At 75.0% G+C, this 15,962-nt stretch carries 9 protein-coding genes; 1 reads left to right on the forward strand and 8 read right to left on the reverse strand.

The genetic code is table 11. The annotated features are described in order from the left end of the window. Positions 1 to 83: 83 nt before the first annotated feature. The gene (locus AB0M11_RS12360; RefSeq protein ID WP_365704243.1) at positions 84 to 1,208 is read left to right on the forward strand and encodes an XdhC/CoxI family protein; all 1,125 of its coding nucleotides are present in this window, start codon (positions 84 to 86) and stop codon (positions 1,206 to 1,208) included. Here AB0M11_RS12360 and AB0M11_RS12365 read toward each other — a convergent pair. From AB0M11_RS12365 to AB0M11_RS12400, 8 genes are read right to left on the reverse strand one after another with little or no spacing between them, the layout of a single operon-like run. Then, complete coding sequence (locus AB0M11_RS12365) at positions 1,131 to 2,432, reverse strand: MFS transporter (protein ID WP_365704245.1); 1,302 nt, start codon at positions 2,430 to 2,432, stop codon at positions 1,131 to 1,133. The two genes, AB0M11_RS12360 and AB0M11_RS12365, sit on opposite strands and share 78 nt — an antisense overlap. Further along, positions 2,429 to 3,499 (reverse strand): GntG family PLP-dependent aldolase, encoded by a 1,071-nt coding sequence (locus AB0M11_RS12370; RefSeq protein ID WP_365704247.1) that lies wholly within the window; start codon positions 3,497 to 3,499, stop codon positions 2,429 to 2,431. Before AB0M11_RS12370 ends, AB0M11_RS12365 begins: the two co-directional genes overlap by 4 nt. A 13-nt stretch (positions 3,500 to 3,512) precedes the next feature. After that, complete coding sequence (locus AB0M11_RS12375; RefSeq protein ID WP_365704249.1) at positions 3,513 to 4,988, reverse strand: lyase family protein; 1,476 nt, start codon at positions 4,986 to 4,988, stop codon at positions 3,513 to 3,515. Further along, positions 4,985 to 6,223 carry an ATP-grasp domain-containing protein gene (locus tag AB0M11_RS12380; RefSeq protein WP_365704252.1) on the reverse strand — a complete coding sequence of 413 codons (1,239 nt, stop codon included), beginning with the start codon at positions 6,221 to 6,223 and terminating at the stop codon, positions 4,985 to 4,987. The genes AB0M11_RS12375 and AB0M11_RS12380 overlap by 4 nt, the downstream gene beginning before the upstream one ends. Further along, complete coding sequence (locus AB0M11_RS12385; protein WP_365704254.1) at positions 6,220 to 7,296, reverse strand: pyridoxal-phosphate dependent enzyme; 1,077 nt, start codon at positions 7,294 to 7,296, stop codon at positions 6,220 to 6,222. The genes AB0M11_RS12380 and AB0M11_RS12385 overlap by 4 nt, the downstream gene beginning before the upstream one ends. A 14-nt stretch (positions 7,297 to 7,310) precedes the next feature. After that, positions 7,311 to 8,225 (reverse strand): GHMP kinase, encoded by a 915-nt coding sequence (locus AB0M11_RS12390; protein WP_365704256.1) that lies wholly within the window; start codon positions 8,223 to 8,225, stop codon positions 7,311 to 7,313. 52 nt (positions 8,226 to 8,277) lie between these two features. Then, a complete protein-coding gene (locus tag AB0M11_RS12395) occupies positions 8,278 to 12,714 on the reverse strand; it encodes an amino acid adenylation domain-containing protein (protein ID WP_365704259.1) in 4,437 nt (1,478 codons plus the stop codon). Beyond that, positions 12,711 to 15,962: an amino acid adenylation domain-containing protein gene (locus tag AB0M11_RS12400; RefSeq protein ID WP_365704261.1), complete on the reverse strand. Its 3,252-nt coding sequence runs from the start codon at positions 15,960 to 15,962 to the stop codon at positions 12,711 to 12,713. The genes AB0M11_RS12395 and AB0M11_RS12400 overlap by 4 nt, the downstream gene beginning before the upstream one ends.

Genomic DNA, 15,962 nt, shown 5'->3' on the forward strand with positions numbered 1-15,962 from the left:
GGGCGCGGGGCCCCGGCCGTGACCGCGGCCCGCTTTTCCGGCCCGCCCGCCCACGAGCACCGCGTACGAGAAGAGAGCCCCCCGTGCTGAACATCGCCCCCGCCCTCGCCGCCTGGTGCCGCGCCGACCGCCCCTTCGCCGTGGCCACGGTGATCGATGCCACCGGCAGCACACCGCTGCCGGTGGGCACCTCCATGGCCGTCGACGCCGACGGGCGGGCGGCGGGGAGCGTCTCCGGGGGGTGCGTGGACGCGGCCGTCCACGAACTGTGCCGACGGCAACTGGAGGAGGACGCGACTCCCGAGGAGGCGCAGTTCGACTCCTCCGACACCGACGCCTGGGCGGCCGGCCTGATGTGCGGCGGCGGCATCCGCGTCCACGTCCAGCGCGTCCACCCGGCCGACCGGCACCCACTGGCGGCCACGCTCAGCGCGGCGGCCGAGGGGCGGACCGTGGGCCTGCTGCAGATCACCCGGAGCGCCGACCCGACGCTGGCGGGCCGCGTCCTGCCGCTGTCCGACGACGGGACCCCCGCTCCCGCCGGGCCGGTGCCGCCGCGTCTGGCCGCGCTCGCCGCCGGCGTCCACCGCACCGGTGTCACCGGGCTCGTGCGCACCGCCGGGGACGCCGACTGCTCCGCTGCCGAGGCGCTGGTGCACACCCGCAGACCCGCCCCGCGGATGCTCGTCTTCGGAGCGGTGGAGTTCGCCGGCGCCCTCACCCAGGCGGGCCGCTTCCTCGGCTACCACGTCACGTTGTGCGACGCCCGCCCGGTCTTCGCCACCGCTGAGCGGTTCCCGCACGCGCACCGCGTCGTCACCGACTGGCCGCACCGGTTCCTCGCCGCCACCGCCACCGACGAACGCACCGTGGTGTGCGTGCTCACCCATGACCCCCGGTTCGACGTCCCGCTGCTGCGCGAAGCGCTCCGGCGCCCGCTCGGCTACGTCGGGGCCATGGGGTCGCGCCGCACCCACGCCCGCCGCCTCGAACTCCTGCGTGCCGAAGGGGTCGGGCCCGACGCCCTCGCCCGGCTGAACGCGCCGATCGGGCTCGACCTCGGTGCCGCGACCCCGCAGGAGACGGCGGTGTCCATCGTCGCCGAGATCCTCGCCCGCACCCGCGGCCGGTCAGGCGCCCCGCTCGGCGGCACCACCGGCCCCATCCACCCCCGGGCCGGCGAAGTCGCGCATTCCGCGCAGCGGTGAGCACACCACCCACACCGCGGCCAGGCAGGTGCCGCAGGCCGCGATCCACAGGGTGCCCCTGATCCCGGCCGCCGACCCGCCGAGCACCCCTCCGGCCAGGGCGCCCACGGTCATCGCGCCGAAACCGACGAAGCGCACCGAGGCGTTCACCCGGGCCAGCATCGCCTCCGGACACACCACCTGCCGGTAGCTGACCTGGGCGACGTTGTACACGACGACGCCGTACCCGGTGACGAGGAACCCGGCCAGGGCCGGGACGAGCAGCACCCCGCGCCCCGCGAGCGGCACCAGCAGCAGGGCCGGGAAGGTGACCAGCGGTACCAGCCACACCGCGCGGGCCTGGCCGACGCGGCGCACGACGCGGTACGCCGAGAGCGCCCCGAGCACCCCGCCCAGGCCCAGCACGCTCAGGACGGCCCCGACGGCGGACCCGGAGAGGCCGAGCGCCCCGGTCAGGAAGAGGACCTGCACGGCGCTGAGCACCCCGGCGAAGAAGTTCGCGGTCGCCGTGCAGGCGGTGATGGCCAGCAGCGTGCGGCTGCGGACCAGGAACCGCAGTCCGGCGCGTACCTCGGCGAGCAGCCGCCGGCCGGTGCCGTCGGCGGGGTGGGCCGGGTCCGGCTCACGGACCCGGCGCAGCAGCAGGGTCGACGTCAGATAGCCGAGGGCCGTGGCCAGCACCGGCAGGGCGGGCCCGGCGAGCTGGGCGAACGTGCCGCCCACGCCGGGCCCGGTGATCTGGGCGAGGGACTGGCTGGACTGGAGACGGGCGTTGCCCTGGAGGAGACGGTCGCGGCCGATCAGGGCGGGGAGGTGGGACTGGTAGGCGACGTCGAACAGGACGGCGAGGACACCGCACAGCAGAGCCACGGCGATCAACTGGCCGACCGTGAGCAGGCCGGCCCACCAGGCCACCGGGATGGTGCAGAGCAGCAGCGCCCGGCCGGTGTTGGCGCGCCGCATCAGCAGCCGCTGCCGGGCCCGCGCCACCCACACCCCCGCCGGGAGCCCGATCAGCAGGTAGCCGGTCGTCTCCGCGGCGCTGAGCAGGCCCATCTCCAGCGGGGTCGCCGCCAGAGTGGTGGCGGCCAGCAGCGGCAGCAGCGCGTTGCCGACGTACGTGCCGAACTGGCTGACCGTCTCCGCCGCCCAGAACAACCGGAACGCGTGGTGGTCGCGGAGCGCGGCGGAGGGGGGCGCGGGCGCGGTGGCCTGGTCGCTCACCACCGGGCCCCGGGCGCGGTGGCCATGACGTCCGCGAGCACCGTCACGGCCCGGTCGACGTCGGCGGCGGTGATGCCGGAGTGGGTGACCGCGCGGATGCGGCCCCGCCCCAGTTCCGCGAGGTGCACGCCGTGGGCGTGCGCCCCCTCGATGAGGGATTCGGTGGTGTGGGCGGTGCGGTCGGTGTCCACGGTGAAGAACACCATGTTGGTGCGCGGGGGTTCGGCGTCCAGGCGCAGTCCGGGGATCTGGGCGAGGCCGTCGGCGAGCAGGCGTGCGTGGGCGTGGTCGTCGGCGAGCCGGTCGATCATCCCGGTCAGGGCGACGATCCCGCACGCCGCGATCATGCCGGCCTGACGCATCCCCCCGCCGAGCATCTTGCGGTACCGGCGGGCGTCGGCGATGGACTCCTCGTCCCCGACGAGCATCGACCCGACCGGGGCGGACAGCCCCTTGGACAGGCAGAACTGGACGGTGTCCGCCGGGGCGGCGATGTCGGCGGCCGACACACCGAGGGCGAGGGCCGCGTTGAACACGCGGGCCCCGTCCAGGTGCAGGGCGACGCCGTGCGCGCGGGCCAGGGCGCCGGCCGCCGCGAGGTAGCCGGTGTCGAGGGGGATCCCGCCGAGACGGTTGTTCGGCGTCTCCAGGCAGAGCACCGCGGGCAGCGCGAACTGCGGGTCCTCCCGGTCGACGTCGAGGGCGTCCGCCACCGCGGACAGCGGCAGGGTGCCGTCCGCGGCGGCGGGGACGGGTTCGTAGACCAGGCCGCCGAACACCGAGGCGCCGCCCGCCTCGTAGACGTAGATGTCGGACTCGGCGCCGACGACGGCCTTGCCGCCGCGCGGGCTGTGGGTGAGCAGCGCGGCGAGGTTCGCCATCGTGCCGCTGGGCATCAGCACCCCGGCCGCCTTGCCGAGCAGCTTCGCCGACAGCTCCTCCAGTTCCCGCACGGTCGGGTCCTCGCCGTAGACGTCGTCGCCGAGGCGGGCCGACCTGGCGGCGTCGAGCATCTCAGGGGTGGGCAGGGTGAAGGTGTCACTGCGCAGTTCGACGATGTGGCTCATGGGTCGGGCTCCCTCACGGTCGGCGGATCAGGGCGGACACGGCGTCGCCGAGGCGGTGTTCGGCGGTCGACCAGTGGGTGCGGCGGGCCTCCGCGGCGGCGGCGAGCCGGTCGAGCTCGGCCTCGCAGTCGTCGAGGGCCGCGTTCACGGACGCCGGGGCGGGGCCGCCTCCGGCGCCCGCCGCGGCGGCGATCGACGCCGGGTCCAGGGCGTCGAGCAGGGCCCGGGGCCGGTCGCCGAGGTGTGCGGCGGCGGTGTCCTCGAAGGTGCGGCCGGTCGCGAGGGCCAGGGTGCTGATCTCGCCCACCGTGTGGTGCGCCGTGCGGAACGGCACCCCCGCGACGACCAGGCGCTCGGCCAGCGCGGTGGCCGCCGTGTGCCCGTCCGTGGCGCGCCGCAGCATGAGGCCGGGGTCGGGCTCCGCGCCCTCGAACATGAGCCGCAGCAGCACCACGGCGTCGGTGGTGGCCTCCAGAGCCGGCCACACGTGGCCGACCGCCTCGGTGCCGACGGCGATGGCGTTGGTGTAGCGGGCCGTCGACATCGCCGCGGTCGCCGCGGTGAGCGCGCCGAGCGCGGCGGCCGCCTTGCCCTGGACGTTCTCCAGCAGGAACGGGTTGCGTTTCTGCGGCATCATCGAGCTGCTGCCGACCAGGTCGTCGGGCAGCAGGAGCAGCGGGTTCTCGGCGCTGGTCCAGGACTGCAGGTCGTGCGCGGTCCGGGTCAGGAGCACCCCGAGGACGGTGCAGGCGGCGAGCAGCCGCAGCACCACGTCCCGCGAGGCCACCGCGTGCAGGGAGTTGCTCAGCGGCGCGGTGAATCCCAGCAGTTCGGTGGTGCGTGCCGGGTCGACGGGCAGGGTGGTCCCCCCGGTGGCGCCCGCGCCGAGAGGGTTCTCGGCCAGCTCGCGTCCGGCGTGCTCCACGTGGTCCATGTCCCGGACCAGAGCGGCAGCGACCCCGGCGAGGTAGTGGCCGTAGGTGATGGGGACGGCGGGCTGGTGGTGGGTGTACGCGGGCATGACGGTGGTGCTCCAGCGGCGGCCCCGGTCCACCAGGACCCGGCCCAGCGCGTCGGTCTCGGTCAGGAGCCGGTCGTAGGGGCGCCGCAACTGGAGCCTGACGACGGTGGCGTTGAGGTCGTTGCGGGACCGGCCGCTGTGCAGGACGCCGCCGGTCTCCTCCCCCAGGGTGTCCACGAGGTAGCCCTCGTAGGCGAGGTAGCGGCCCCGGGGCGCGGGCAGACGGCGCAGGGGGGCGAAGTCGGCGGCGCGGAGTTCCTCGATGCCGGAGAGCAGCCGGGCGGCGGTCGCGCGCTCGATGACCCCCCGCTCGGTGAGCATGACCACGTGGGCGCGGTCCACCTCGCTGGTGGGCCTCAGCTCGGCGGCCACCGGGTCCGGAGGGACCCGGAGGTGCCGGTCGAAGAGGATGTCCGCCGCCGCCGGTGTCACGGCGGAGGACAGACGTCCGGTGACGGAGACGGTCATGCGCTGTCCTCCGGGGCGGTTCGGGCGCGCAGGGAGGCGCGCAGCAGGGTCAGGGCCGCGTCGGCGGCCTGTGCGGCGGTCGAGGCGTCGGGGGCGGTGGCGACGGCGTGGCCGACCCGGTCGCGGTGGTCGTGCCGGGGTGCGAGCGGCACCTCCCTGGGCCCGGTGAGGACCATGGCGGTGACGTGCGGCGGCGGGCCGTCGACGGCAGCGGGCGGCTCGCCGAGCACGGAGGGTTCGTCGACCACGAGGAAGCGGAGACTGGAGTGGTGCGCGGAGCGGGCCGCCAGGTCGGGGCGGTGGCCGAGGGCCGCCCCGACCTGGGCGGCGACCAGGTCGATCCCGAGGGCGGTCCGCACCAGCTCGGGGATCATGCCGCCCGCGAGCCGCGGGTTGACCTCGATGACCACGGGGCCCCGGGCGGTCAGGCGCAGTTCGACGTGGGCCGCGCCGTGCCCGAGGCCGAGCGCCTCGACCGCGGCCACGGCCGTGTCGGCCAGCGACCGTGCCGTGGCGTCCGGCACCGGAGCGGGGACGTCGTGCCCGGTCTCGACGAAGTAGGGGGCGGCGCCGAGGTGCTTGCCCACGACGGTGACGGGGGTGCGCCCGAACACCTCGACCGAGAACTCCGGCCCGTCCACGTACTCCTCGACGAGGAGACCGGGCACGGTCGGGATGCCGCGCTCGTTGTGGGTGCGGGTCAGCAGGAGGGCGGCGTGCTCGGCGGTCTCCGCGAGGCTGCCGCACAGCCGCACCCCGGTGCTGCCGGAACCGTCGGCGGGCTTGAGGACCGCCGGCAGTCCGATGTCCCGTACGGCGGACAGGGCGGCGTCGGCGTCGGTCACCAGGGTCTGGGCGGCCACCGGCACGCCCCGCGCGGCGAGCGCGGCCCGCTGACGGCCCTTGTGCCGGCAGCGGATCGCCGCCTGCGGGTCGGGTCCCGGCAGGCCGAGAGCGCGCGCGGCCTCGGCGGCGACGGGGACGAAGTAGTCGGAACTGGTGGTCACCCCGGCCGGGGGACCCGCGTCGAGCGAGGCGATCGCGTCGAGGACCGAGCCGGCGCTCGACGTGTCGGCCTCGACCACGGCGACCTCCTCGGCTCGGGCGTAGCCGTAGCGGGCCGGGTCCTCGGCGAGCAGCACCGGCCGGACCCCGAGATCCCGGGCGCGCCGGGCGAACAGGGGGCCGGTGCCGGAGGTGTTGGACTCCACCAGGACCAGGAAGGGATCGGTCACAGGTCCTCCACGGGTGCGGGGCCCGAGCGGCCGGCTCCGTCGCGCAGGGCGTCGTCGAGGGAGCGGCGGCGCCAGTGCATGCGCGCCCACCCTCCGACGGCGTCGTGCGGGTCGGTGACGGTGCGGGGAGCGGAGGCGGCCGGCGCGTCGAGCAGACCCCGCTCGGCCAGCCACGCGTCCTGGTAGACCGTCTCCTGGTACCGGTGCCCCTCGTCCGGCAGGAACGCGACCACCTGCGCGTCGGGGTTGCGTTCGGCGTACCAGCGGGCGACCAGGAAGGACGCGCCGCTGGTGGGGCCCATGTAGAGGGCGTGCAGGGCGTGCAGTTCACGGGTGGCCCGGAAGACCTCCGCGGGGCCCGCCCAGTGCACCTCGTCGTAGGCTTCGTGACTGACGTTGGGCGGCACCAGACTGTTGCCGAGGCCGCGCACCACCCGCGGTCCGTCGGCCTGGCCGAAGATGGCGCTGGGCGAGGTGTCCACGCCGATCAGGCGCATCTGCGGCTGGAGCAGCCGCAGGAAGGCCGCGGTGCCTCCGGTCGACCCGCCGGAACCGACCGGTCCGACCAGGCAGTCCACGGGGCCGACGGTCTCCGCGATCTGCTCGGCCACGGCGGCGTAGGCGTTGGGGTTGTCGGGGTTGTGGTACTGGCCGGGGACGTAGTGGTCGGGGTACAGGGCCCGCAGTTCCTCCAGCCGGTCGAGGCGGGCCTGCTGGAAGCCGCCGTTGGGGCTGGGCTCGGCGCAGATCTCGACCTGGGCGCCCAGTTCGCCGAGCCTGCGGCGCAGCGCGGGTTCGATGGCGGGGTCGCCGACGATGATCAGGGGGTAGCCGCGCAGCCGGCACACCATCGCGAGCCCCAGCGCGAAGGTGCCCGAGGACGTCTCCAGGACCGTGGTGCCGGGGGCGAGTTCGCCGCGCTGCTCGGCCCGGTCGATCATGAAGCGGGCCGGGAGCAGTTTCATCAGGGTGAACGCGGCCACGCAGAGGTTGGGGCCGATCCGTATGAGCCGCGGCAGGACGGTCGCCTCGACGACCGAGGCACTGGCCGCGGGCAGAGTGGATGATCGCATGATCTCCGTTCTCATCATGTCGTCGTGAAGTGCCAGGTGTCGTCGATGCCCAGGGCGGCCAGGCGCTTGCGGGCGCCGTCGGTGCGGGCGGCGAGGTCGGGCAGGGCGGGGTCGAAGAGGAGCCCGGCCACGTCACCGCTGTGCGCGACCTGGAGCCCGGCCGCGCCCACCGCCTCGCTGACCCGCAGCAGGTCGGTGAACCGGGGGACCGGAAGGTGGCGCTGGTTGATCTTGGCGCTGGCGGTGGCCACCCTGCCGAGCAGGGCGACGTCGCCGGTGCGGATGGCGCGCCGGACCGTGCCCAGCAGGGGGCGGAACGCCTCGATCTCCCACACCGAGTAGCGGGCGGGCGGCAGGGTGAGGGTGTCGGTGCCCAGGCTGTCCGCGCTGGTGCCGAAGCCCAGCACGGCCAGCGGCATCAGCGGCCCGCCCATGTCCTCGATGACCTCGCCCTCGCGGTGCGCGAACAGGACGGTCCGGTGCGGGTACATGAGCGCGTCGGACGCGGTCTCGGCCGCGACGGCCAGGGCGGCGTACTGCGCGGGGCTGGGGCGTCTCCCGGCCGCCTCGTAGACGGCGCCGATGGTCGCCACGACGTCCGCGGTGGACGAACCGAAACCGCGGCTGGGCGGGATGTTGCTGGTCAGACTGAGGGTTCCGCCGGCGGGCACGCCGCCCAGCGAGCGCAGGGTCAGCTCGGCGGCCCGGCGCGCCTTGGTCCGCCACGGGTCACGCATGACGATCCCGGTCGCGGTGTCGGACGGCTCGAAGACGGCATGGGACTCGTAGAGGGGGCAGGGCAGGGTGATCAGGGCGCGGCGCAGGCGTCCGTCGGACTCGAAGACGCCCTGGAGGATCTCTCCGTGGTGGCCGACGCTGTGGTGGGCTCCGCGGACACGGACCGCCGTCCCGGCCGGGCCTGTGGACATGTCGTGCAGCATGGCTTCCCTCAGGGTTGATGGATGGGGGCGCCGGTGCGGGTCACGCGCGGCCGGTGGGCTGTGGCGCGAGAGGGCGGTCCGGCCGTACGGGCAGGGTGGGCACCGCCGTGAAGCGGGCGGGGATCTGGTAGTCGGGCAGGTACTCGGAGAGGAAATCGATCAGTTCGTCGCCGTCGGGGACGGCGGAGCCGGTGTGCGGCACGAGGTAGGCGTGGAGTTCGCCGTCGGCCGTGACGACGGCCGCCTCGGCGATCTGGCGGTGCGCGGTGAGGCGGGTGCGGGTCTCGTAGGGCGCGACGCGGAAGCCCGAGACGGTCGGCCAGGACCCGGCCGTGCCCAGGATCTCGAAGCCGTCGCGGACGGTGTGCCGGGCCCGGTGGCCGGTGGGCACGAGCCCGGAGGCGCCGCCGTGGGCGAGGTGCAGTTCACCGGGGACCCCGGCGGGCAGCGGCTCCCCGCGGGAGTCGAGCACGGCGGCCGTGACACCGGGCACCGGGTGACCGACCGGTACGACGACCGCGTCGGCTTCCGGGGCCGGGCCGAGCGGCCGGCACAGCGCCAGCGGCACCTCGGCGGTCCCGAACCCGGCCGCGAGGCGGACCCCGACGGGTTCCCGCAGCGCGGTGGGGTCCAGGTCGGGACCGAGGGCGAGGACCGCCTCGGCGCCCCGGGCCAGGGCGTCACGATGGTGGGCGAGCAGCGTGGTGACGGTGGCGTCGGGCAGGAGCAGCGCGGAGAACGGTTCCTGACGGCCGGCCAGGAGCCCGGCCAGCGCGGCGGGGGAGTGCGGCGCCGCCGCCGGGACGACGAGCGTGCCGCCGCGGGCCAGCGTGGTCCACACCTGGAGAGGGAAGAGCGCGCTGTCGGTCGCGGCGCTCTGGAGGACCTGCCCCGCACCGAAGCCGAGGTCGTCGAGGGCGCCGAGCGCGCCGGTGAGCGCACTGCGGGTGATCCCCGCCTCGCCGACCAGGGCCAGGACGTCGTCTCCGGACGGCCGCAGGCGCGCCTCCCGACTGCCCGGCACGACCGCCGGGTCCGCCGCCGGCGCCCCGGTGAACAGGGTCTCCGTGGCCGCCGGTTCGGTGCCGGGCGCCAGCACCCGCGCCGGGGCACCGGTACGGGCGGCGGCCAGCAGCGCGGCGACGAGGTCGGCGCCGGGGTCCAGCCGCAGCGCGACGGGACGTCCGGGGCCGGCCCCCTGCCGGGACATCGCCTCCGCCAGACGGTCCGCGCGCAGGCCCAGTTCGCGGTAGGTCACGGAGCCGGAGTGCGTCTCGACGGCCGGCGCGTCCGGGTGCTCCGCGACGCATCGCTCCACCAGGTCCACGACCGTCGCCTCGGCGGACCCGGCCTCGGCGGTGCTCGCCGTGGCCGCCCCGGTCAGCGGGAACCGGGACACCGGCAGGTCGGGCTCGTCGAGCGCGGCGCGCAGCAGGTCGAGGTAGGCGCGGACCATGCTGTGCATCGTGTCCGCGTCGAAGAGGTCGGTGGCGTACTCCCAGATGATCGTCAGCGCGTCGTCCTCGCTGCTGGGGCGCTTGCCCACCCGCTGCTCGGCGCGCGGGATCGCGACGATGTTCAGGTCCGCCTTGGCCGACCCGTTGTGCTCCATGCGCACCTCGCCGCGCAGCCCGGCGAAGTCCAGGTCGGGGACGGCGGAGTCGTGGAAGCTGAACATCGCCGAGAACAGCGGGTTGCGCGAGAGGTCACGCGCCGGGGCGACGGCCTTGACGAGCTTCTGCAGCGGCACGTCCTGCCACGCGTACCCCTCCACCGCCGTGTCGTGGACCCGCGTGAGGAGCTGCCGGAACGTCGGGTCGTCCTCCAGACGGACCCGCAGCGGCACCGTGTTGACCATCATGCCGATCAGCCGCTCGGCCTCGGCGAGCCTGCGGTTGGCCACCCCGACGCCCAGCACGAAGTCGGTCTGGTCCGCGTACCGCGACAGCAGCGCGGCGAACGCGGTCAGCATCGTCGAGTAGAGGGTGACGCCGAACTTCCTGGCCCCCTCGCGCAGTCGCCGGTACTCGTCCGGCTCCAGGGTCACCCGTACGACGTCGCCGCGGAAGGTGAACTCCGGCGGGCGGGGCCGGTCGGTGGGCAGTTCGAGGGCGGGCGGGGCCCCGTCCAGAACCCGCGCCCAGTGAGCGAGGTAGCGGTCCATGACGGGGCCGTCGAGCCAGGACCGCTGCCAGGCGGCGAGGTCGGCGAACTGGAACCGCGGCTCCGGCGGAGCCTCCGCGCCCTCGGCGAACACGGAGTACAGACGGGTCAGTTCCCCGACGAAGACCGCGAACGACCAGCCGTCGTGCACCAGATGGTGCTCCACGTGGATCAGGCGGTACGCCTCGGGCGCGTCCTTGGTCACGACCCAGCGGGCCAGCGGAGGCTTCTCCATGTCGAACGGCTGGGCCTGCTCCCGCGCCGACAACTCCTGCCACGCGCGCTCCCGTTCCTCCTCGGACAGGTGGGAGAGGTCCACCAGCGGCACCTCGATGTCGATCGCGTCCATCTCGACCGGGCACTGCACGGGCACCCCGTCGATCTCGCGGAACGCGGTGCGCAGGATCTCGTGCCGGCGCACCAGCTCGGTGAGGGCGGCCCGCAGCGCGGTCATGTCCAGGGCGCCGCGCAGGGTCAGCGTGGCCTGCATCCGGTACGCCTGGTTGCTGGGCGAGAGCTGTTCGAGGAACCAGACCCGCTCCTGCGGGAAGGACAGCGGGATGGGCCGGGAACGGTCCGCGTGCCGCATCGGCGGCGGTGCGGGCACGGTCGCCGCGTCGTCGAGGGAAGCGCCGCTGTCGACGAACGCGGCGATCTCGCGGGGGGTGGCGAGGCGGAAGAGATGGGAGAGCGGGATGTCGGTGCCGAGGTCGGTGCGGATGCGGGCGGCGAGACGCCCGACGAGCAGGGAATGGCCGCCCAGTTGGAAGAAGTCGTCGGTGGCGCCGGCCGGGGTGCCGCCGAGCAGTTCCGACATCAGGGCGGCGACCGCGGCCTCGGTGGGCGTGGCCGGCTCGTCGCCCCGGCTCACCTCGGACTTGTACGGCGACGGCAGCGCCTCCCGGTCCACCTTGCCGCTCGGCGTCAGGGGCAGCGCGGGCAGCGCGACCATGGTGGAGGGCACCATGTGCGCGGGCAGGGTGCGCGCGCACCAGGCCCGCAGGTCGGCGGGGTGCACCTCGTCGTCCGGGGTGGCCACGTAGCCGACCAGGACGGTGCCCCGTGCGACGACGACGGCGTCGGAGACCGCCGGGTGCGCGCGCAGCACCTCGGCGATCTCGCCCGGTTCGACGCGGAAGCCCCGGATCTTGACCTGGTGGTCGGCGCGCCCGGCGTAGAGGTAGCGGCCGTCGGGCAGCTGCCGGGCGAGGTCGCCGGTGCGGTAGGCGCGGCCGTCGGCGACGGGGACGTAGCGCTCCGCGGTCAGGGCGGGCCGGCCGAGGTAGCCGCGCGTCACCCCGGCGCCGGAGACGACGATCTCACCGATCTCGCCGGGCGCCACCGGCAGCCCCGCCTGGTCGAGCAGGTCGATGCGCACGCCCGGCAGCGGTCGTCCGATGTCGGGCGTGGCCGAACCGGTCACCTCGCCCGTGGTGGCCACGATGGAGATCTCGGTCGGCCCGTAGGCGTTGAAGACGCGCCGGCCCGGACTCCAGCGGGCCACGACCTCCGCGGGCAGCGCCTCCCCGCCGCACACCAGGGTGCGCAGCGCGGGGAGTTCGGCGTCGGGGAGCGCGGCGGCCACCGACGGCGGCAGCAGGGTGAAGGTCACTTTGAGGCGGTCCATCAGGTCCACCAGACCGGGGCCCGGCACCACGCTCTCGGAATCGGCCAGGACCAGCGTCGCGCCGCCGGTCAGGGCTACACCGGTCTCCAGGACGGAGGCGTCGAAGCTGGAGGGCGCGAACTGCAGGACGCGGTCGCCCCTCCCCACCCCCCACTCGGTCCGCATCCCGGCGATCGTGGCGGCGACGCTGCCGTGCTCGACGAGGACACCCTTGGGCCTGCCGGTGGAGCCGGAGGTGTAGATGACGTAGGCGAGATCGCCGGGGCCCGCGCTGTTCAGGGGGACCGGGGCGGGGGAGCCGGCGGCGTCCGGGGCCGGGTCGAGCACCCGGACGTCCCCCGGCAGCCGGCGTGCCGCGCTCTCGTCGGCGATCACCAGGGAGACACCGGAGTCGCGCAGCATGTACTCCAGCCGGTCCTGCGGGTAGGACGGGTCCAGCGGCACCCAGGCGGCTCCGGCCCGCATCACGGCGAGCAGGGCGGTGGGCAGCGCGGGACCGCGGCTGACGCAGACCCCGACGAGCGATCCGTGTCCGCCGCCCGCGGCCGCCACCCGCCGGGCCAGCAGGGCCGAGCGGCGCTCCAGTTCACCGTAGGTCAGGGTGCCGTCCGCCCACAGCAGCGCCGGCTCGTCGGGTGTACGCAGGGCGTGCTCAAGGAACGCCTCGTACAGCAGAGGGGTCTTCATCGCGTCGCACCTCGTTCGTTGTCCGCGGGGCTGGTGGCCGGGGAGAGGTCCGCGAGGAGGCGGTGCGCCTCGTCGTCGGACAGCGCCTCGATCTCGGCCAGGATCATGTCGTGGATGTACTCCGCCGTTCCGGCGACGGTCGGCCGCTCGAAGATCACGCTCAGTGGGAGCGGGACGTCGAACACCTGCCGCATCCGGTTGACGGCCCGGGTGGCGATCAGCGAGTGGCCGCCGAAGGAGAAGAAGTCGTCGAGGACGCCGATCCGGGGCACGGACAGCACCTCGGCCCAGATGCCGGCGACGGTCCTCTCGGTCTCGTCGCGGGGTGCGACGTACTCGTCCGTCTCGTGGTCCGCGGGGTCGGGATCGGGCAGCAGCGAGGGGCTGAGCTTGCCGCTGGCCGAACGGGGCAGCGCGGGCAGCACGGTGAGCGTGGTGGGCACGGCGTACCCGGGCAGCCGGGTGGACAGGTGCTCGCGCAGCTCGCGCACGGAGGCCGTGCCGCCGTCGAGGACGGCGTAGGCGGCCAGGCGCAGGTCGCCGGAGGCGGCGCGGCGGGTCACCACCGCGGCGTCCGTCACCGAGGGGTGCTCGCGCAGCGCGGTCTCCACCTCGCCCAGCTCCACCCGGACACCGCGCACCTTCACCTGGCGGTCCATCCGCTCCAGGTAGGTGAAGGAGCCGTCCGGGTGCATCCGGCCGCGGTCCCCGGTCCGGTACACCCGCTCGCCGGGCCGGTAGGGGTGCGGGACGAAGGCAGCGGCGGTCTTGGCGGGATCGCCCAGGTAGCCGCGGGCCAGACCGGTTCCGGCGATGCACAGCTCACCGGGCACGCCGGGCGGCAGCGGGGCGAGACGGTGGTCGAGGACCATCACCTCGTTGTTGTCCATGGGCCGTCCGAGGCTGACCGCGCCGCTCCCGTGGGTGTCCCGGGGGCCGCAGACGTGGAAGGTGGAGTCGATGGACACCTCGGTGGCGCCCCAGGTGTTGTCCAGGCTGACCGCGTCGCCGAACGCGGCGCGGAAGCGTTCCACGAGGGCCGGCCGCAGGGCCTCGCCGCTGGAGAGGACGCTGCGCAGGTTCCGGCGCAGCGCGGCGGTGTCGGCGGGGGTGAGTTCCTCCAGGAAGAGGTCCAGGACGCTGGGCACGAACTGCACGTGGACGGCGCGGTGGCGCACGGTCGCGTCGACCAGGGCGCGCGGGTCGCGGTGCAGGCCGGGCGGCAGCAGCGCGACCGTGCCGCCGGTGATCAGCGGCCAGAGGATCTCGACGGCCGCGTCGTCGAACGGCAGGGTCGTCTTGTGCAGGACCGTCTCGCCGGGGCGCAGGCCGTGCCGGTGCTGCATCCACGCCATGCGGTTGACCCAGCCGCGGTGGGTGCACGCCACGCCCTTGGGGCGGCCGGTCGAGCCGGAGGTGTAGTAGACAGCGCACAGGTGGTCGGGGTGGACGGTCACGGACGGGGGCGCCGCCGTCTCCCGGGGGTCGACGCGGAGCGGGACGGCTCCCGCGGTGGTGACCGTGTCGGCGTGCTCGCCGCCGATCAGGCAGACCGGCGCGCCGGCGTCGGTGAGCAGGGTGACGATCCGGGCGGCGGGCGTGGCCGTCTCGATCGGCAGATAGGCACCGCCCGCCTTGAGGATGCCGAGCAGACCGACGACCATCGCCGCCGACCGGTCGATCAGCAGACCCACCGGCACGTCCGGGCCGACCCCGTGGGCGGTCAGCCGACGGGCGACGGCGTTCGCCGCCGCCTCCAGGGCCGCGTAGCTCGTCGTGGCGCCGTCGGCGTCCACCAGGGCGACCGCGTCGGGCCGGGCGGCGGCACTGAGGGCCACCAGCTCGTGCAGGGTCTGCGCGGGCGTGTCGACGGCCGGACGCAGCACCAGCGCGCGCAGGGCGTCCTGCTCGGGCCCGGACAGCAGCGGGATGTCGTCCAGGAGTGTGTCGGGAGCCTCGGCGACGTGCCGCAACAGCCGCTCCAGCCAGGTGCCGAGCCGCTCCACGGTGGCGTCGTCGTACAGGTCGACGTCCCAGTTCACCCCGCACCACAGCCCGGCGGAGCCCTGCTCGAAGCTGACGCACAGGTCGTACTTGGCGCCGTGGTAGGGCATCGGGAGGTCGGTCACGGTCAGGCCCGGCATCCGGGGCGAACGACGGCGGCCGGTACGGAAGTTGACGAGGATCTGGAACAGCGGGGTGCGCGACGGGTCGCGTTCGGGGGCGCTCTCCTCCACCAGCCGGTCGAAGGGCACCTCCGCGTGCTCGAACGCGTCGAGCGCCACGTCACGGAACTCCTCGACGAACCGGCGGAACGTCAGCTGCGGGCCCGGCCGGCCGCGCAACGGCACCATGTTGATGAGCAGGCCCAGCAGCCGCTCGGTCGCCGGGTCGTCGCGCCGCGCGTAGGTGGTGCCGGTGGTGACGTCCTGCCGCCCGGTGCTGCGGTACAGGACGGCCTGGACGGCGGCGCTCAGCAGCATCGCCGGTGTGGCTCCCGCGGAGCGGGCCAGCGCGGTGAGCGGCTCGGCGACCTTCGGCGGCAGCACGAATGCGGTCCGCGTCGCCCCCCGGCCCGCCCGTACGGCGGGGCGGGGACGGTCGGCGGGCAGTTCGAACGCGGTGAGGTCGGCCAGCGTCTCGCGCCAGTGTTCGAGCGCGGGGTTCCCGGCCCGCCCGGCCTCGGCGGCGCGGGCGTCGAGACGGGCCGCCACGACGCGGTACGGCTCCGCGGGCGGGGGGACGGGGGAGGGGGCGCCGGTGGTGAAGGCCGTGTAGTCGGCGGCCAGTTCGTCGTAGACGAGGGCGCACGACCAGTCGTCGGCGGCGACGTGGTGGAGCGTGAGGACGAGGGTGTGCTCCTGGGCGCCGTGCCGGATCAGCAGGGCGCGCACGGGGAGTTCGGTGGCCAGGTCCATCGGGGTCGCCGCCTCTGCGGCGAGGGCGGCCTCCAGCGCCCCGGCGTCGCTGACCTCCGTCTCCCGCAGCCGGAACAGGCCGATGGGCCGGACCATGCCCACCGGCCCCGCCTCCGTGGCCAGCACGCCGGTGCGCAGCACCTCGTGACGGGCCACCAGGGCCTCGAGCGCACGGCGCAGGGCGTCACGGTCGAGCGGGCCGGCGAAGTGCAGACGGAGCGGGATGAGGTAGTCGGACGACGAACTGCTCATCTGGTCGACGAACCAGGTCCGTTCCTGGTCGCGGCTGAGCGGCACCTGGACCCCGGTGTGTCCGGGGGTGGCAGACAT

This window comes from Streptomyces sp. NPDC051987, from assembly GCF_040680735.1.
Taxonomy (GTDB): Bacteria; Actinomycetota; Actinomycetes; order Streptomycetales; family Streptomycetaceae; genus Streptomyces.